Origin of the sequence: Methylomonas aurea (assembly GCF_024505045.1) — a bacterium.
Taxonomy (GTDB): domain Bacteria; phylum Pseudomonadota; class Gammaproteobacteria; order Methylococcales; family Methylomonadaceae; genus Methylomonas; species Methylomonas aurea.
The window spans coordinates 225,133-244,813 of record NZ_JANIBM010000003.1 but is presented as its reverse complement, the minus strand read 5'-3'; the positions used below and the strand labels follow the sequence as shown (position 1 = coordinate 244,813).

The 19,681-nt window shown below is 47.7% G+C and carries 17 protein-coding genes; all 17 read right to left on the bottom strand.

From position 1 onward, the window contains the following. Window positions 1–139: 139 nt before the first annotated feature. Window positions 140–1,765: an asparagine synthetase B family protein gene (locus NP603_RS04325; protein ID WP_256609701.1), complete on the bottom strand. Its 1,626-nt coding sequence runs from the start codon at window positions 1,763–1,765 to the stop codon at window positions 140–142. Between the two features lie 170 nt (window positions 1,766–1,935). Further along, complete coding sequence (locus NP603_RS04320; protein WP_256609700.1) at window positions 1,936–2,958, bottom strand: phenylacetate--CoA ligase family protein; 1,023 nt, start codon at window positions 2,956–2,958, stop codon at window positions 1,936–1,938. A 322-nt stretch (window positions 2,959–3,280) separates the two neighbouring features. Beyond that, on the bottom strand, window positions 3,281–4,309 hold the full coding sequence (locus NP603_RS04315) for a glycosyltransferase family 4 protein (protein ID WP_256609699.1): 1,029 nt from the start codon (window positions 4,307–4,309) through the stop codon (window positions 3,281–3,283). A 164-nt stretch (window positions 4,310–4,473) separates the two neighbouring features. After that, complete coding sequence (locus NP603_RS04310; protein WP_256609698.1) at window positions 4,474–5,679, bottom strand: TIGR04063 family PEP-CTERM/XrtA system glycosyltransferase; 1,206 nt, start codon at window positions 5,677–5,679, stop codon at window positions 4,474–4,476. Window positions 5,680–5,728: 49 nt separating this feature from the next. Further along, window positions 5,729–6,856 carry a nucleotidyltransferase domain-containing protein gene (locus tag NP603_RS04305; protein WP_256609697.1) on the bottom strand — a complete coding sequence of 376 codons (1,128 nt, stop codon included), beginning with the start codon at window positions 6,854–6,856 and terminating at the stop codon, window positions 5,729–5,731. Window positions 6,857–6,860: 4 nt separating this feature from the next. After that, window positions 6,861–7,781, bottom strand: a complete 921-nt coding sequence (locus NP603_RS04300) for an HprK-related kinase A (RefSeq protein WP_256609696.1) — start codon at window positions 7,779–7,781, stop codon at window positions 6,861–6,863. Between the two features lie 5 nt (window positions 7,782–7,786). Further along, window positions 7,787–8,056 (bottom strand): hypothetical protein, encoded by a 270-nt coding sequence (locus tag NP603_RS04295; protein ID WP_256609695.1) that lies wholly within the window; start codon window positions 8,054–8,056, stop codon window positions 7,787–7,789. Between the two features lie 11 nt (window positions 8,057–8,067). Continuing rightward, complete coding sequence (locus NP603_RS04290; protein WP_256609694.1) at window positions 8,068–8,703, bottom strand: hypothetical protein; 636 nt, start codon at window positions 8,701–8,703, stop codon at window positions 8,068–8,070. A gap of 87 nt (window positions 8,704–8,790) precedes the next feature. Continuing rightward, a complete protein-coding gene (locus NP603_RS04285; protein ID WP_256609693.1) occupies window positions 8,791–10,683 on the bottom strand; it encodes an XrtA/PEP-CTERM system amidotransferase in 1,893 nt (630 codons plus the stop codon). A 21-nt stretch (window positions 10,684–10,704) separates the two neighbouring features. Then, the gene (locus tag NP603_RS04280; protein WP_256609692.1) at window positions 10,705–11,841 is read right to left on the bottom strand and encodes a TIGR03088 family PEP-CTERM/XrtA system glycosyltransferase; all 1,137 of its coding nucleotides are present in this window, start codon (window positions 11,839–11,841) and stop codon (window positions 10,705–10,707) included. A 4-nt stretch (window positions 11,842–11,845) separates the two neighbouring features. After that, the gene (locus tag NP603_RS04275) at window positions 11,846–13,042 is read right to left on the bottom strand and encodes a TIGR03087 family PEP-CTERM/XrtA system glycosyltransferase (RefSeq protein ID WP_256609691.1); all 1,197 of its coding nucleotides are present in this window, start codon (window positions 13,040–13,042) and stop codon (window positions 11,846–11,848) included. A gap of 2 nt (window positions 13,043–13,044) precedes the next feature. Beyond that, window positions 13,045–14,064, bottom strand: a complete 1,020-nt coding sequence (locus NP603_RS04270; RefSeq protein WP_256609690.1) for a FemAB family XrtA/PEP-CTERM system-associated protein — start codon at window positions 14,062–14,064, stop codon at window positions 13,045–13,047. 2 nt (window positions 14,065–14,066) lie between these two features. Beyond that, on the bottom strand, window positions 14,067–14,930 hold the full coding sequence (locus tag NP603_RS04265; protein ID WP_256609689.1) for an XrtA system polysaccharide deacetylase: 864 nt from the start codon (window positions 14,928–14,930) through the stop codon (window positions 14,067–14,069). A 16-nt stretch (window positions 14,931–14,946) separates the two neighbouring features. Next, window positions 14,947–16,065, bottom strand: a complete 1,119-nt coding sequence (gene wecB, locus NP603_RS04260; protein WP_256609688.1) for a non-hydrolyzing UDP-N-acetylglucosamine 2-epimerase — start codon at window positions 16,063–16,065, stop codon at window positions 14,947–14,949. A gap of 7 nt (window positions 16,066–16,072) precedes the next feature. Next, the gene (locus tag NP603_RS04255; protein ID WP_256609687.1) at window positions 16,073–17,101 is read right to left on the bottom strand and encodes an XrtA/PEP-CTERM system-associated ATPase; all 1,029 of its coding nucleotides are present in this window, start codon (window positions 17,099–17,101) and stop codon (window positions 16,073–16,075) included. Between the two features lie 11 nt (window positions 17,102–17,112). Next, window positions 17,113–18,807, bottom strand: a complete 1,695-nt coding sequence (locus tag NP603_RS04250) for a TIGR03016 family PEP-CTERM system-associated outer membrane protein (protein WP_256609686.1) — start codon at window positions 18,805–18,807, stop codon at window positions 17,113–17,115. Then, complete coding sequence (locus tag NP603_RS04245; protein ID WP_256609685.1) at window positions 18,767–19,675, bottom strand: XrtA-associated tyrosine autokinase; 909 nt, start codon at window positions 19,673–19,675, stop codon at window positions 18,767–18,769. The genes NP603_RS04250 and NP603_RS04245 overlap by 41 nt, the downstream gene beginning before the upstream one ends. Window positions 19,676–19,681 lie beyond the last annotated feature (6 nt).

The following is a 19,681-nucleotide window of genomic DNA, read 5'->3' as shown; positions in this document are numbered from 1 at the left end:
CCAAATCGATTGATGCCGCAGACTTGGCTGGGCTCGGGCGATAAGACGGCAACTTGCCCCCGTCCGCTATTTGCCACACCCAAACGACAATCTGAATCTTGGCCAAAACTGACGTTTTTTGTCACCCTGCAACTTCTGTTCAGTAGCCTTTCCCGACAAACCAAAACTCCAGCATCATCAGTATCCATATCAGTTCGCCGTAATAAGCCGCGTGAACACTTTGATGCATCTTGATTGCGTGTTCCAGAAATTCCGGCTGAAAAAACTCCCGCTTTCCCAAATCGCGAACGGCTTGGTACGCCATTTGTTTCAAAGGCTCGTGGTCTTTCAGCCAAATGCCGAACGGCAATCCGAAACCGTGTTTGGATTTATTGATGATGGGTTCGGGCAAGAAATCGGCCATTGCCTGTTTGTAAAACCAGCGCAGTTTCTGGCCTCGGAGTTTGTCGGCCGACGGAATTCGGCAAGATAAGTCGATTATGCGTTGGTCGAGCAACGGATAACAAACTTCGACTCCAGCCATTTCGCACATCCGATTGACCTTCACCAGATCGTTATCGTGCAGCGTCGTTTTCCAATCCATATAAAGCATGCGGTTCAAAGTGCTAGCATTTGCCGGCCGCCAGTAACTTTCCCGTAAGGAAAATAACGGAGCTGTGGAATCGACTTGGGCCAAAAAGTCGGCCTGAAAAATATCAGCAGCGGCATGCCGGTGCAAGAAATTGTAATCTTGCAAGCGATCAGGCATCGGCGCATTGGCCTGTTCGACATATCTTTTTATTTTGAATGGAATTTTCTGCTTGGCGATCGCATTGGGCAAGCCACCCAACATGCCTTCGAATCCTCTTGCCATAAACTTCGGGAAGCGATGGTAAGCCTCGAACAACATCTGCTTGGCATAGCGCTCATTGCCGGCAAAAATTTCGTCCCCGCCGTCACCGGCCAAAAGCCGATTCACACCACTCTCTTTTGCCAGCTTCGCGCAGTAATAGGCGGCGAGCGCCGATGAATTGCCGAACGGCTCGTCATAATATGCTGCAATCGCCGGCACGGCATTAACGGTATCTTCCGGGGTAACATAATAAACATGGGAGCGGGTATTAAACGCGGCTACCGCAATGTTGGCGTATTCGATTTCATCGTATCCAGCGACTTGAAATCCCATCGAAAACGTCTTGGCCTTGCCCGGGAATACTCGCGCTAACGCTCCGGCAACGCTAGAACTGTCCAAGCCGCCACTCAGAAATGCACCGGTATTCTCTTCGGCACCGACCCGCTGTTTTACGGCTTCGATCAAAGATTGTTGCAAATCCCGCCCAGATTGGCGTAAGTCGCAATCAATTTCAGAAAACTCGGGCTGCCAGTAGCGTTCGATTTCAATTTGGCTATTGTGGTAACGTAAACACTGTCCGCCCTCTAATTTTTTAACCTGCCGGTAAATGGTGTTCGGGCTGGGGCAATGGTTGAAATAGACATAATCGAAAACCGACTGCGGCAATATTGCATTGCTCACGTAAGGGTGGCGCACGACGAAATCGGCGCTGGATCCAAACACCAGCCTATCTTTGGTTTCCGCGTAGTAAATATGGCTTAGTCCAATCGGATCGGTTACCAAAAACACTTTTTGTTGCCGCTCATCAATCACTACTAAATTGATCACATCAGGCCTTTGCAGCAAGCCATCGATACCTTGGCTTAGATAGGCGTCAAGCAATAACGCCAATCCGTCGGAAGGATATGCCGATTGCAAAGCAAGCAATAACACGTCGCCGCTTCGCCGGCAATTTGCCGAGTCCGCCAGCAAAGCGTAACCCGACCCAATACACGGATCACCGTGAATCTGTCCAGCCATTTGCCCAAGTGTCGCAATCGCCGCCCCCGTTTCGGAAACTGCCCCCATCCATCCCGCAAATTTTGTCATAGCTGCTGTAGAAATTATGGTTTTACGTGGCTGATCACATACCGAAATTTGCCGGACCGCTCTTTGGGAATGTAATCGGTATATTCAATATTTACCGTCACCGCCTGGCCGAGGCGTTTTTTAAATTCCGCGACGATTTTATGCTCAGCATCTTCTCGGTAATTGGCGGATTTAACGATTTGTACCGTGGTTTTATCCAGACTTTCTTGGGTAATTTTAAAAGCCTCGACACCTTCCAGATCGCGAAGGACATAGATCAAAGCCAAACCGTGCAGTATGGTGCCGTCGAGCGCGACCACGAAGTCGGTCGTGCGCCCCTGGATCTCTTCCAGTAGCGGCAAACCGCGGCCGCATCCGCAAATTTTCTCGGACAATATCCCCATGTCGCCGGTACGGTAACGAATGAAAGGAAAGTCGCGGGTTGCCAAATGGGTAACGACGATTTCGCCCAATTCGCCTTTAGGCAAGGGCTTGCCGTCTTTATCCACGATCTCGACGATTATATCTTCCGCCGTAATATGCATGCCGCCCTGTGGACACTGGTGAGCAATGAAACCGGCATCGCGGCCGCCGTAACCGTTTGCCACCGGACAGCCGAACACGCTCTCGATTTTTTCCCGCTGGTGATCGTAAAGTCGTTCGGAGGTAACAAAGGCCACCTTCACACCCAAACCATCCACCCTCACTCCGGTTTGTTCGGCGCGGCTGGCAATATGGGCCAAAGCCGAAGGGTAACCGAACAACATTTTGGGTTTGATACGCTGTAATTGGCGAATGAAACCGTCGACTTTTTCCGCCGACATTTCGAATGCGGGAATTAAATGCGTCCGTAACAGTTTATCTCGCACCAGACGAATTTTATCTTGGGCACCCAACTCTATCGGCGAACCCCAAATCACCGCCTCCGGATCGCCGATATCGACGCCCCACCAGCGAGTTGCCCGCCACTTAGCGGCGACGTCGTGGCTGACGCGGCGCCTGCCGATATAGAAAATCAGCGGCTCTCCGCTTGAGCCGCCGGTGTTGAATCTGGCCAAACCAATTGCATCGTCGGCCTTAAGCTCATCTAAATGAGTCCTTATATCCGACTTGGTCAATAAGGGTAATTTCGTTAACTGGTCTGTACTGCTGATATTAGTAACATCAAAACTTAATCGTTCGAACAAACGACGGTAATAAGGAACATGAATATTGACATCATTCAAAAACCGACGCAGGCTTTCTAGTTGCCGATATTTAATTTTATCAGGTGTTAGCCACTGGCTAATCTCCATCTGTTTTCTCAGTGCAACGGTATTGTGTCTTTTAAAAGCCTCATGAACAGGAAAAATAATGTTCGAACACAGCCAGGTGTAGCCATCATTCTGCATTTATCAACTCCTTATACAATCCAAGCCATTGCTCCTTGACCGCGACCCACCCATACTGCTTTGCCACAGCAAAACCGTTAACAGCCAGCTTATGGTATAAATCAGAATTATTAACTAATTTGAGTATTGCATCCGCCAGCATTTGGGGATTATTAGGTTTAACAATTAAGGCACTTTCATTATCTTTGACAATAAAAGGTATTCCGCCAACATTGGTTGTAACCACAGGTAAACCGCATGCCAACGCCTCTAAAACGGAGTTTGGCATATTATCTACGGTAGACGGATTTAACATTATATCAGCCTCGTAGTAGAGTTTAGCGACATCTTCCGGCTCTAATTTTCCGGCAAACTCAACACTATGGGATAACTCTAGCGCTTCCGTCAAAGCTACCAATTCATCCCGCAAAGGACCTGAACCTGCTATTACGATTTTTACATCAGGTAAAGTTGATTTCAAAATAGCGACAGCATGTATAGCCGTATCAATTCCATATATTTTCTCCAAATTGCGTGTAACCACCAACCGAAGATTTCTATCATCAGATATATTGCGAGATCTGAATTTAAACCGTTCTAAATTTATAATATTCGGTATGATTTTGGCCTTAAAACCAAAAAGGTCGAACACATTAACGAGAAACATTGATGGGACCACAATTTCAGAGGCTCTGTTCAGAGAGGGAGCCACCCAGCGCATTGAGGCCTTGAAATAACGTTCTGCGTCTCCACCGCGATAATTGACTACAACGGGGACTTTTCTAATCCATCCAATCCAAATTGCTGGCGCTGCGTAAAGCTGCCATGACCATCCAGAATTCGCCATGACATGCATACAATCTACGTTTCCAGCCAACCGCCAAAGCTCCAGCACATAAGGTAGCAGGCGCGCCAAGGCCCTTAATCCCTTCAAATTCGACACCCAAGACCATCGATAATCTGCATTAGTCCGGACCACTGTTACTTTCAAGCCTTCGGAAATTAGCAAGGCACTTAATTGCTTTGTTTGATTTGCCATCCCTCCGAAAGGGGGGGGCAGAGGTCCTATCAATCCGATGTGCATATTGTTAATTGTTAAAAAGGGATTGATTAGAGGTTAGCTTTGTCGAAGGCAACCCGTCATTAGCATTTCTAGGTGGTTCTAGTAGCCGCAGGCGATCTGACAACACGGTAAAACCCTATTTAATTGCTTGCCGAAAATCTGCCATACACTTCGGAATACCGAGCCACACTTTTGCTCCAACTCCGCTCTTGTTCGACAAAGCTTCTGGCGTCTGCACGTATTTTCTCAATATTGCCGAGATTGATTACGTTAATTACTGTTTTAGCGAGATCTACGCTGTCTCCAGCTCTAAACAAGTACCCAGTTTCCTTGTCTAGAATCAGCTCCTTATGCCCCCCTACATCAGATGCAATCACTACACGACCTTGCGCCATTGCTTCTAAAGGCTTTAACGGCGTAACAAGATCGGTTAACCGCATCGATAATCGAGGGTATATAAAAATATCCACCAAGTTGTAATAACTCTGAATTTGATCGTGCGACACCCGTCCCGGCATCACGACCCATTCCTGTAAACCGAGCGCCGCAATTTTTTCGGCAATTTGAGTTTGTTGAGGCCCACCACCTACCAATAGTAAACGCACGTTCGGTTGATGCTTGGCAATCTCCGGCAGCGCGTCCAGCAATAACAGCAGACCCTCGTAAGCATAAAACGACCCGATAAACCCCAACACGATTCTATCGCGCAGTCCCAAGTGCTGCAGCAGATCTGGATCCGCCGACTCGCCGCAACTAAACTTGTCGAGATCCACGGCATTGGGAATGACGGTAATTTTGTCAGCAGCAATACCGCGCCCAATGATGTCTCCCCGCAGGCCCTCGCAAATTGTAGTCACCGCATCGGCGTTTTTGAATACATATGTTTCCAGATATCGGGTCAAGCGGTAGCGGACGCTAGCTTCTTGCGTGGTACCGTGATCAACGGCCGCATCTTCCCAAAACGCTCTGCATTCGTAGACTAATGGCAATCGATATTTTTTTGCCAGCCTCAAAGCGGCTAAACCGTTCAACGCCGGCGAGTGGGCATGTAAAACATCAGGCTTGATTTGGGGGATGATTTGATCCAAACGCCGATAAAGGCTTTCAACTATAGCCCACTGGTTAACAACCGGGAGATTGGCTATCCACTCCTGAGGCTTAGCCGAACGGTAAAAACTCAAACCGTCAACCTCTTCCAAATCCGTAGCGGCGCCCAGATGTTTGGCGGAAGTCACATGGTAAGTGTCCCAGCCCAGTTTGCGCTGCTGCTCCAAAATAGCCCGCGTCCGGAAGGTATAGCCGCTGTGCAATGGAATGGAGTGGTCAAGAATATGCAGTATTTTCATGTTCTAGTTTTATAGTTGAGTCCAGTCCGCATGATTGATTCCGAACTTTTTATCGATGGTCGGAGCCACTACCACTTTTATATAGCCTACCCAAAGCCTTACGCGAGAGATGGGGCAGCAGCAAGCGCAGCGGCATACGCAAGTAATGCCCTCTTATATACACCAAAAAACGGCTCAACCGAGATGGCAAATTATCGATCAAAGGATGCTTCGGCCAAACTGCCCAGTAGTATAGCTTGGTAAGAAACACCTCTGGCATTGAACCTAAATTGGCATTAACTCTGATACGTTGAAAAAATTCCTCCGGAACATAAGCACCCAAAATATCTCGTAAACAAGATAGCGCTAGAAACACAGGCCAATTGAGGCCAATCGCATCGGTACGTTCGGCGAGGAGAGGCCAAAACTCGGTTCGGTCGCGTGAAAACTGCCGAATCAAAGCATCCAAGTCGAATAAATCACGCAATCCATTACGCATTTCACTCTCATAAAACAAATGGGTAGCGCTGTGAATCACCATATCCACGGGGGACAAAACCTGGAATCCCGGTACAGAGGAAGGCACGGCGTCTGCAAAAAACAGCTCAATCGTTGGGCAGTAGCGTGCGGTGAGGGGCAAAATATTATGATGCAAATCAACCACAGTTCCTCTTCCTCGATGGACCATTGGAGGGATTTCATGCATCCACTCGCGATAGTAGCGCTGATCATAGGAATCAACGCCCTCTGCTCCCCATCCCTTTAACATCAAGGCAGCCTCTGCCGCAGGAATAGCAGTCTTTGGAACTAACAGATCCAAATCTCCAAACACTCGCCCACCGGCAGCCTCTAAACTTTGCACTGCGTAAGCGGCGCCTTTGAGCAGCACCTTGGGTGCGTCCAGAGAATTCAACGCATCCCCCAAATGCTTCACTTCCCAGCGAATAGCTTGCCGCTGGTGATTGGCCAACAAACGAGCCGAGACCAGATGAGGGAGGGCTTTATCGGGAACGTGCGACGTTAATTTGACAGTATCGATCGCCTCAGCTAGCCGCCCGATTAAATTGCTGACTCTAGCCAGCCTAATTAAAGTATCCCACTTGGCTAGCGGTAACTCAGATAAGCAAACCGGGTTTTGCAGAGCGTTGACTAATAATTGTCGACCAGTCAAGTCGTTGGCTTTTGCAGTAAGAGCCATTCGACTACCCCGTTAGCGAATCAAAAACATCGATAGCATCTTTGAGTTGGCTGTAAACAAAATCGTAGCAATCGCAACGATCGACAAGCCTAGCCACCAAATCGAAACCCGCTTCTCCCAATGCGCTGTAATTGAAAGCATTGTCTGCCAAGTCAATAAAGGTTTGCGACTTATCGCGCGGCGAAAGACAAGGTTCGGCGCCAGCGACATACTTAGGAAAAATGATCCAACGCGGCACAGCATGTTCCAACATTCTGACGACGCTCTCTTCGGGTGGTGCAACATGGGTTACTCGACCTTTGGTTGTATCGAAAACCTCAGGTCCCCAAATTGCTTGCGGCACGAATTCCCGAATAATATCGATAGAGGCATTCTTTAGGTTGATAGGCCGGGCCAGGGCTTTAGCCTCCAGCGTTTCCAAATCCAGCAGGGTAAGTTCATCTGATAGTAAACGCCATCCGCGGAATGCAAGAGCAGCGCATAGCGTGCTTTTGCCTGTGCCGGGAGGTGCTGGAAAAATTACCGCCTGACCGTTACGTTCAAGAGACGCTGCGTGGATCGTAAACCATTGATGACATGAGGCCACGATAATCCAATTCAGCCCCCATTCCAGCAAGGCTGGCGCTTGACTCAGGGGAAGTGGCTCAAATGGCTTTTCGCCATCAATTACAAATTCCGATTGGCGACGAAACCAACGCCTCAGATTGCTGGGCGCAGAAATTTCCACATGGAAATCCGCAAAATCAGGATTGAGTTGAAATGGATGGTTAGTGTAAAGGGTATGAAGGGAATGCGCTACGGAGGAAAACTCCGAGCGACACTTAAAAGTCATTTCTCCAATTCTAATTGCTAAATTTCCCTGTTTAATAAAACTAGCAAATTGCGCTAAAGTCAGTTGCGAGATACGACCAATATTATTTGCCACAATAATCAATCTGACAAAATAGAAACCCGCTTCAATTGAGCCAAAGCTTGCGTAATATCATCAATTGAATAATCGGAGCGCATAGTTGCAACACGTTCGGCCAGTTGTTGTTCATTCCCAGTTTCAAGATCGCTAGCAAGGCGCTCAACAGCTGCAAACACCGACAATGTTAATGAATCCAATCTGTAGGTATACCCCGAGCTGCGATCAAATATTACACCGCCATCTTCAAAAAAATATGCTTTAAGCTCCGCAAAGCGGTCTTTAACGGCCATCCTCGAGTCGGCTAAGGGGCAATATAATTGGTCTGATAATAAGACACGATATCCCCTGCATACCATTTAACCCCTGCAAACGGTTCATAAAAACCGTTCGTAACATATTCTTCCCAGATCGATACAACTTTTTCTTTGGTAAGGACATTTGTTGGAATAAAACCATTTACGCAATTTAAGTAGGCACCAATGGTATGAAAGGCTAGTTTGGAAGGATCGCCAGATCCATTTAGGCCAAGCACTTCTAGTAGCGTCCGGCTACGAAGATTAAGACCGGTCCCCGTTTCAAACAATGTGCCTTTAGCAGTACTGCCCCTCTTGAACAGAGGATGGAATGGCGTGCTAGGCGGAACTGAGGAAGGCCAATTATAAGAAGGCATCAACGGATTCGTCTGCGTTTTGTAATTTCCAGGCGAAATACCGTTACACTCACCGTAATTCCCATTTTGCGAAACGCTTGTGTTCTTAGACAATGAACGGGACGGAGAAAAACAGACGCCTCCGGCCATCGCCGGACGGCTTATAAGCGTCATGACCAGCGGGGAAACGATTCCGGCCTTGGCGAATGAACGTCTGGATTTAACTACCGACCGATTTTCATCGCTTGAATCAGTGGCTTGCTCCGGTTTTCGGTCATTTGATTTCATGTCAATCACCCTAATTATTTGAACCTCTTCACACTTTAGCAAAGAGAACTAAACGTGTCTATTGCACGCTCGTACAAGACCGAAAAATCATCCAACCAAATTATTCCTCAGAAACGCCTCAAACATCAATAATGACCAAATGGGCGCACTGTAATCGCGCAATCCAGATTGATGCTGGCTAACGATGTGTTGCAAATAACCACTGTCAAACCAACCGGTGTTCTGTAGCGTATCGCCAAGCAACGTATCGCGTACGCGCTGTTTTAAAGGCCCCCTGAACCAAGCGGATAGCGGCACCGAAAATCCCATTTTCGGTCTGTACAGAATGTCATATGGCAAATAGGGTTCCAATGCTTTCTTGAAAACGTATTTGCCTTCTCGTCCTTTTAACTTCAAATCCGGCGGTAACGTAGCCATCCATTCCACTAACTTGTGATCCAACAGCGGTACACGCACTTCCAGCGCATGCGCCATACTGGCTCTGTCGACTTTGGTCAGTATATCCCCAACCAAATAAGTTTTTAGATCGAGATATTGAACCATCGACAACGGATCGTCTGGAGCGGTCTCACGGTAACGATGAAACACTTCGACAGCCTGATAACCTTGCAAATCGCGCTTCAAACGCTCGCTGAACAATTCCGCTCGCATCGCATTCGGCAACACCGAGACACTATGGAAATAACCGGCCATTGAATCCCTGCCGATAGATTCCAACGTCGTTTTGGCGCGAAACACCTTCGGCGCCCAGTCCAGTTTTGGATACACCTTGCCAAGTGTAGAAAACAACGGCATACGCAAAGCGTCCGGCAAGATCGATCGCATGCGTTCTTCGTAGGTATGCCAACGGTAGCGGCGATATCCGGCAAGATTCTCGTCGCCACCGTCACCCGACAGCACTACCGTGACTTGCTTTTTGGCTAATTCGCACACCCGATAAGTCGGCAAAGCAGAGCTGTCGGCATAAGGTTCGTCGTATAAACCGGCAAGCTGTTCGATCAAACTAAAGTCGTCCGGATCGACCTGCTCTACGCGATGGGCAGTATGGTAGCGCTCGGCCACTCTGGCAGCAAACTCCGACTCATTAAACTTTGGATCACCAAACGAAATTGAGCAGGTATTCACCGGATCATCCGACAAACCCGCCATCAGCGCCACAACGCCGCTGGAATCGACGCCGCCGGATAAAAACGCTCCCAACGGCACATCTGCAACCATCCGAATTTTTACCGCTTCGCGTAAGCGGGAAACTAATTCCTCGCCCGCCTCGACTGCATTGACGTTAGCAACCGGTTTAAACGTAACGTCCCAATATTGTTTGGGTCGAAAATTTACGTCGCCCCGCTTAATGGTCAAGCAGTAACCAGGCTCCAATTTGTAGACGCCGCGGTAGATAGTTTTCGGATCTGGGATATAGCCAAAACTGAAATAGTCCTCTATCGCTGTTGGATCGGGATCTTTCGGCAACAATGGGTGTTGGGTTAACGCCTTCAACTCCGAACCGAAAATAAAATGCCCATTCGGTAATTCCGCATAAAACAGCGGCTTGACGCCAAGGCGATCGCGTGCCAGGAACAAGGTTTGCTTGACTCTGTCCCAAATGGCAAAAGCAAACATACCGCGCAAGCGTTCGACACAAGCTTCTCCCCAAGCCTGCCAAGCATACAAAATTACTTCCGTATCGCAATGCGTTCTAAAGCCATACCCCAACGCTTCAAGTTCCAAACGCAATTCCGGAAAATTGTAGACTTCGCCGTTATAGGTTAAGACAACGTTCCCGTCCTGGCTGTGCATCGGTTGCTGTCCACTGGACAGGTCGATGATCGATAACCGGCGATGGCCGAATCCCAAGCCTGGTTCGGTATGCAGTCCCCCCTCATCCGGGCCGCGATGGAACTGGGATTCGTTCATGCGCGACAGCAAACTGCGGTCTATTTCGCTCAATCCCCGAATATCGAAAATACCTACTACGCCGCACATATAAAATCTCTCCGCCCCAAATTATTGTCGGTCATACACTTGCTGGTAGCGAACCACCATACTGTCGATAGAAAACTCGGCCAGAACCCGTTTTAGCGAAGCCTCACCAAAACGGCGGCGGCGGCGTTCGTCCAATGCCAACTCATTCAGCGCCGAAGATAATCTCGCGGCATCCCGGGCGGGAACCAATCGCCCGGTCTCACCATCGACGACAAGTTCGGGATTGCCGCCGACTCGGGTGGCGATGACCGGCAAACCGCTAGCCATCGCCTCCAGAATGGTGTTAGAGATGCCCTCGGCCGCCGAAGGCAAAACGAATATATCCATGGCACGCAGTATAGTCGGAATGTCGCTTCTCTCACCCGGCGCCCACACGCTATCCGCCAAATTTGCGGCAGCCAGCAAATCCATAGCCTCAGCTCTCAACGGACCATCGCCGATAAGAAACAAGCGGCAACGTGCGGCGAATTCGAGCGATTGTTGGCAACTATTGATAAAGGCACGAACCAAGGTCATTTGATCTTTGACCCCATGCATCCGGCCAACGGTACCGATTACCAGTTTATCGTTCAAGTCCAAACCACAACCATCGGGAACAACTTTCTCGCCAACGGCAGGATAAAATACGGTTGTGTCAACCCCATTACAAATGCGCGTAATCTTGTGCGCCGGAATCCCCACCCTATCCCGCAAGTAATCCTGCAAATGCCGGGACAATGGAATAAAGCGATGGATAATCCTGCCAATGATTCTGCGCAACCACTGATATTTAACGTTACTGCCATCGGGATCGAACACATCCCATCCGTGCTCGCCATGAATCCGATAACGAACATCCGCTAATAAAGCACAGACCTGGTATTCGATGGCTGCTAAATTCCGGGTGTGCACGACCGCCGGGCGCAATTGTTTCAACAACCGATAAACAGTATAGAACGAGCGCCAGTCCTGGCCGGGCCGTTTATGCAATTGAAAGATTTCGACGTCGGCCCTACCGATACGTTGGCTGAAATCGGTACTTTCGGTCAAACAGATAATAGCGTGGCGATAACTTTGTGCCGGCAACTTGTTAATGATATTAACCAAGCCGTTCTCGAGCCCGCCAACTCCCAATCGGTAAATAATATGCACAATCAAACGCGGCTTCGCTTCGCCCATCCCGTTATTCTCCAGACAGCATATGCTGCAACCGACGACCATTTTCCGCCCAACCGAAGTGTTGTCGAACGTAGCGGCGGTTAGCTTCGCTCTGGGCGCAGCGGTTTACCAGCAATGCTAAAACGCACTCAGCGTAATCTTCAGGGGTATCCGCTATCACCAATTGCAAATCCTGATCCGGGGGAATGCCTTCCATTGCCGCTGACGATGCGACGACAGGCTTGTTCATCGCCAAAGCTTCCAAAACCTTATTTTGTATGCCTCTGGCAATCCTTAACGGCGCAACAACTACATCGGCGTAAGCCAAATAAGGGCGGACATCGTCGACGCGGCCGGTCACGACCACCGCTGAATCGTTCTCAGCCAGTTGCAGAATTTCTCTGGCCGGTTTGGAACCCACGATATAAAAACGTACTTCCGGGCATTTCGCTGCAATTAAGGGTAAAACCTGCTCCGCAAACCATTTGACTGCATCAACGTTGGCCCAATAATCCATTGCCCCGGTGAAGACTATGGACTTGCTTTCCGAAGAAAACGGAAGTTGGTAATCAAGTGCAGGGTTAAAGCGCTCCGTATCGACCCCGTTATTGACAAACGTAATTTTCGGGACGGATTCAGGGGCCAAAGTTTTAAATAAATCAGCTTCCTGTTCCGACACGAATAGAGTGGCTTCCGCACGAGCGGCAGTTCTGCGCTCGTATTCCAATAATTTCGCCGCTTCCCGCCGATAAACCCAGCTAGCCGGCCAAGTCTTGCTAAGGGCATATTGGCGCCACTTATCGGAATCGACATCGACAAAATCGGCGACAACAGTCAGCGAAGTATATTTTTGAACGTACTGCGCCATAGGCGATGAAAATATCAGAGCCCGGTCGATGGACTGCTCCCGGATAGTATCGTCAACCCAAGCCTGCAACCTGGCATCACGGTAATAAGGCAAACTCAAGGCTTCATTGGTAACCAGCCCTGCCAAGCTATGGATTTTCGCCAGACGCGGATTCAGATCGATACAACAGATCTTTTTGCAAATACCGGACAAGGTTTCGATATGTTGGAGATCATCAGGGTCGTCTATAAACGTACCCAGATAAACCTCATATTCGGCTACCAAAGCTTGTAAAAAATGGAAGGAACGAATCTTGTCGCCCTTATTAGGCGGATAAGGAATCCGGTGGACTAAATAGAGTAATTTGGGCTTCATGTTTAACCCAAGTCTTTGGCCAACCAAGGTCCAATCAATTGGCTTATTGGAAGCGGCAACTTTTTCCAGGCGGCTATAAAAAGTTGGTATTTTGGATTCAGCGGATTGATTTCAGGAATTTGTTTTGCGGCTACCAAATCGATTTCGTAGAACAGTGGCTCGGGTTCGAAACCCCAATGTTTTTTGAACCGATAGGATCCGGTACCGATTTTGCTCCGGCCGTAATCGAAAATCTTGCAGCCTTTTTCCACCGCACGCCGCATGACTTCCCAATACATAAAATCGTTACCTTTTAAATCGCGGGCAGCGTCCACGCCTCCACCGTAATACGGCAATACTTCGTCCATGAAATAAAAACTCATGACACTGGCAATCAAGCGTCCTTCATGTTCAACGGTCAGAATTTCGCAATCTTTGCCAAAAACATCTTTCAATATTTGAAAATATTTTTTCGGAAAAACCGGCGTACCCAGATTTCTGACACTTTCCGAATAGGCAGCGTAAAGGCGATCGACATTATCGTCGATCACACTACCCAGACCGGCCTTGATACCTGCTCTGACCATTGCCCGCTGTTTACGCGGGATCGCATTTAGATTCTTTTCAACGTCAGGATCGAGCTCCTTTCTGAATGTGACGTATAGTTCTTTATGCGGCCAATCGGGATGCGCCTGTTGGCGGTTTCTCATCTCCAAACAATCGACACCTAAATCGCGGGCTAATTGCTGAGCTTGGGCCTGTAAAGCCTGAAACGCTTGGTCGTTACTCGCCAGGATACCGCCGTAAACACAAAAGGCATTAGAAACCAAGCTGTTGCCAAACAGTACACTTTTGATATGCGTTAATGGCAAGACCCCGGTTACCTGGCCATCCTGCTCGCAGTAATAGTAATAAGTCGGATGTCCGAACGCCCGCTTTATTACTTGCTGCCAAGCCGCCAAGTGAAAAAAACTACCGCCGGCTGCCGCCATGACATAGTTATCCCAAACCTCTGCTTGGGCGGGCTCTAGCAATTTGATCATGGTTAATGCGGACAGTCAGATTTGGTTAGAAATACATTGCGCATCGTATCCCACGCAAAATCGGCTAACAGGTTATCCAACCTGTCGTGCATTTTGCCGAGATTCAGATAATGTCTGAAGCGAGTCTTGAACGATAATCCCTGTTGTTTGGGTTGTTCAGGATCAATTTCCCAGGGATGAAAATAGAAAATGCCAGCTTGTTTTTCTCTGTTATTGATAAAGAAGTAGGCCCACTTCGAGAATGAGTAGGGATATAACCGAAAGAACCCACCGCCCCCGCACGGAATATTCCGTTGGAACAGATGCAAAGTCGTTATCGGAATTTCCAACAATCCGGGAGCATTCTTGGGCCGGTAAGCGAAACGCGGGGCATCCGGCATACCATACAAATCGTGTTTTACCGGATAGATGCTGGAACTATAGGCAAATCCTTCTTCCTGCAAAACTTCCAAAGCCCATAAATTTTTCGCGCCTATAGAATAACTAGCGGCACGGTAGCCTATCACGGCTTGACCAGACACATCCTCCAGAATCCGTTTACTCAGGCGCAGGTCTTCTCGAAACTGTTCCGGCGTCTGTTCAGTCACCCTGGTGTGCTGATAACCGTGCGACGCAAGCTCGTGTCCGTCGGCGACAATTCTGCGTACAAGGCCAGGATACCTCTCACCAACCCAACCCAAAGTGAAAAATGTGGCTTTGACTTGTCGCTGTTGAAATAAATCGAGGATACGATGAGTATTTTGCTCAACTCGATGCGGCAGAGTATCCCACCGATCGCGGGCGATATACGGTTCGAATGCCGAAACCTGGAAATAATCTTCAACGTCCACCGTCATCGCGTTGATTGGCTTTATCGCTACGTTCATCGGTTTACTAGCCTGCCTACAGATAATGTCGCAAAATTTCATCGACTATTCTGACAGCCGCCCGCCCGTCCCAGTATTCGGGGACTCGACCGGTTTTACCGCCAGTAGCCAAAATATCGGCAACACATTCCATGATCTTATCCGGATCACTTCCCACAATAGTATTGGTGCCTTCAGTCACCGTTATAGGTCGCTCGGTATTCTCCCGCAAGGTAACGCACGGCACACCCAAAGCGGTCGTTTCTTCCTGCAACCCACCTGAATCGGTCAGGACTAATTGGGCAGACTGCATTAATCCCAATATCTCCAGGTACCCAACTGGCGGAAGCAACACAATTTCCTGACTCGACAACTCGGATAACAAACCGGCTTCATTGAGCTTTTGCTGCGTCCGCGGATGTACAGGGAACACCACCGGCAATTTACGGCTGATATTCGTGATTACCGAGACCAAGCGGGACAGAATCTCAGGATCGTCGACATTGGACGGCCTGTGCATCGTTAGCAACGCATATCTTTTTTTGCAGATTGGTAATTCGACACCGTAACGTTGCAAAATTTGTTCTAAAGAATCGGCCTGCTGACAATTCGCCAGCAACGAATCGATCATGACATTACCGCTGAACTTGATACGTTCAGGAGCTATTCCTTCTCTGACTAGATTGGCTTGCGCCGCCCGTTCAGTTGTAAACAATAAATCGGAAATCTGATCTGTTAGCACGCGGTTGATTTCTTCAGGCATATCGCGATCAAAACTACGCAATCCTGCTTCAACGTGAATCACGGGAATGTTTTTTTTGACGGCCACTAAGCCGCATGCGACGGTAGAGTTAACGTCGCCGACCACCAGGACCGCAATTGGCTTGACTTCGTCCAGAACCGGTTCGAAACGTATCATAACATTCGCGGTTTGCACGGCGTGACTCCCGGAACCCACCCCCAAATCGCGATCAGGCTCCGGAATACCCAATTGCCGGAAAAATGTGTCCTTCATCGACTGGTCGTAATGCTGACCGGTATGAACTAAATAAGGTACAACCCGATCTTTCGCTAAAAGCAATTGCCGGATAATCGGCGCCATCTTCATAAAATTCGGCCGGGCGCCAACGACACAAACGATAGTTTTCGGCATCATTGAGAACCTATTGAGAATCCGTCGTTTCGCCGTAAACGCTGTCCATGTCCAACTGCAACAGGATCGCCTTTCTGAGCAGGGCTTTCTCTTTGCTTACGTTATTTCTCAGGTTCTCTACGATCGTTTCCAACCGATCCAATCTCTGCTCAAAACTAGCATCGGCGTTCAAAATACGACTGGAAGTTGAGGAAGGCAAATGTGCGTCTTCCTCTCCAGACTCAAGCAGCATTTCTTCTTTGACCTCAACAATCACTTTTCTGACGGCTTCTTCGTTCAACAGCGCCAATTCTTCCAGATAACCGAACAGCAATAAACGATCGCACAGCGAGTTAATTCGCCGCGGAATGCCGCCAGTAAATTCATGAATTGAATCGAACACTCCCGGCGCGAATTCCGGCGTTCCGCGCCAACCGGCCGTCTGGAGCCTGAATAAAATATATTCTTTGGTCTCTTCCAGATCCAGGGGATCGAGTTGGAATGTAGAAACTATACGTTGCTTTAACTGTTCCATGTCAGCCGCATAAATGGTTCTCTTCAGTTCCGTTTGACCAACCAAAAATACCTGAAATACTGGATTACCGTTTACATCCAGGTTAGTTAGCATCCGAAGTTCTTCCAGCGATTGCTTCGGTAAGTTTTGCGCTTCATCGACGATCAACAACAATCGCCGTCCTTCCCGCGCTTTTTCGACTATAAATTTTTCAAAGCCCGAGAGTAAACTGGCCTTATCCGTTAACGAGAAGGTGAAACCGAAGGTCGAGGCTGCCATCCTCAACGTATCTTCAGGTCCGACCTGCGAAGTCATCATTACGCCGATCAGCAATTTGTCCTTATTCAAATTCTTGATCAAACTTTTTACCAGCATCGTCTTACCAGTACCAGGCGACCCGATGACCAACACAAAGCCTTCACCTTGCGTTAAACCATAATGCATATAAGCCAACGCGCGCTTGTGAACAGAACTTTGAAAAAAGAAATCAGGATCTGCGCTAAGCTGAAAAGGCTTTTGCGTGAGATTGTAAAAACCGTCGTACATTGTCGAATTATTCAGAAACGAACGTTGAAGTTAGCTGTAGCGCGGTTTTCAGTATAATCGAAAGTTGAAGTATTCGAACTTTGGTTGATGTGACGAAGTTCCACGCGGGTGTTCATTAACAGCGGTCGCCCTAAATTGATAGGAATTGCACGAGTCAGGCCCAACGCGACATCGTATCTGGTGTTGTCAGCCAACTGGCCTTCATTATGCTGCCATGAAGGCCTGAGATAAAAATCCAGTCTTGGCTCAACTTGCCACTGCCACCCTCCAGATATACCGTAAGACATATCTTCTCCTGCTCGAAGTTCGTAAGACCGCCTTTCGTTATAAATCGAAGCACTGTATGTGCTTTTACCGGTCTGATAACCGAATGAAAGAGCACCTCTTCTCCTAATGATTACATCGTTCACTAGATCGAAGGGGTTCGAAACAAGTCGAGAATTGTTAAAATTAGGACCGGGAATTAACCGAGCTCCAGTCGGATCGGATGGGTCGACCATCAAAAAACCCTGGGCTATCAAATCCTGAGTATTTATCACCTGACTCAAGTTTCCTGATGCATCCCTGATAAAGTATCCCTGTTCAGTCAATAATTGCTGAGTAGTGGTGGTCTCCTGGTTATAATTAAACCCAATATTAGCTTGCTTAAATTGGTATCTAAGATTGGCATCCCAAGAGTCACCGGTATTAAGCCCTATGTCTTTATTACGGTAGGTAATCGTAGAACTCAAATTGCTTGACGGATTAAATTGCAGCGTGGCGTGTTTGTTATTACCCAAACCCACTTCCAAAGAATACCAACGGCTAGGATTCCAACGCCCCCCCAAAGTGTAGAAAAAACCGTTTCGAATACTATTCTGGGTTGTCTGATAATCATTATTTTCGAATCCAGCCTGCCCGAAAACACTAAACTTTCTATTCAAGAAATAACGCATATCTCCTTGATATTGTTCAAACCGAACATCCTGCCCTGTTCCCCTGGTTTGTTCAGTCGATGAATAATTCAATGCCCAATTCATACTACTAAAAAAAGATCCACTCGATAACCGAGCTTGGCGCGTAATAGTGTCTGAGTCCGTTACAAAATTGTCCGGAACGACATTCGCAACCTGAGAGCCACCAGTATTGTCGAATGACGACCGACTGTATCCGACTTTGAACAATCCATTTCCAAACTGACCAAAACGAGGCGTCCAGTATGGCGATATGCTAAAATTTTGATTCTCGACCCGGCCGCCGGCTCCGGAAATATTGTCGGCGGCAACAAAAGCATTACTTATATTTTGCTGACTTATTGAACTTGTAGTCTGTAAAAACAGAGTATTTCTGACCGCCTGATACAAAGAGTTCATATTCAGTTGATGATTAAAATCCAATTCATCACGACCACCAGCATTGTGCAAGCTTTGCAACCTGTAATTTAAATTAAAATTGCTCCATGGCGACGAACCGTTTATGGCAAGCCCGGGAGCGACCTCCGTGACAAATCCACTTTTTTTGTCGACATTTGAAAGATTTATATTATCAGTAAAAGTCTCACTAGCAGATAAACTTGGATTAAGACGCCATTCGATTCCGTAACTGCCACCAGAATGGCAAAAACAAACTAGAAAACCAGCAAAAACTCTCCCGCCATAAGCTGCCCGAAGTCGTGAATAAGGGAAATCAAAAATGCCCATATTTACCATAACTGTAATTATGACCATATATGTCGATTTCTTTTCGTGTTTTATTTAGAAGCGTCATAACCACATCGCAGTTACTCAACTTGGAAACCGCTTCATTAACCACGCTTTGCGGAGTAACTTCTGCGGCTATAACAAGCACAACCTGACCAACAAGTTCAGCCAAAATCTGTGCCTGCGTCGCAACCAACAAAGGAGGCGAATCGAAAATTACGATTCGATCTCTATAGCGGCGGCTAACTTCCTCGGCGAACAAGTACATTCTTTGACTGGACAACAACTCAGTTGAAAATTTATGCCGCTTGCCCGCAGTAATAATACTTAAATTGGGCAAATCAGTTTTCAACAGAATATCGGAAAAATTAACCGTATCATCTTCCAAATATTCTATTAAACCACGAGAATTATCAATTCCAAGCTGTTTAGCAACATTAGGTTTTTCAACATCGGCATCAATGAGGAGAACACTCTTATCTCTTTCATTGGCAATACTCAATGCCAAATTAATTGAAACAAATGTTTTACCCTCTCCGGGCAAACTACTACATATCAAAATCAAATTCGAGCGATTAATACCATTATTTTCAGACCCTTGTATATTGTTAACCAAAGGTCGCTTAACCACCCTAAACTCTTCAGCAAGTTGAGACTTGGCATTATTACTATCAATGAAACCATTTTCTGAAAGCGCCTGCCAATCGATATTGACCAACCTATCTGTAACAACCTTGTTCTCTACTTCGACATTCGGAGCACCTGATGCAAATAAACTGGGCTCAGACACCCCTTGACCATTAGCGACATCCAATTTGACCGTCTCGGCCGACTGGCTATCTATTACCAGACCTTGCTTGGCGGCCTTCTTCAGCGCGTTTTCAATAATACTCATGATTTA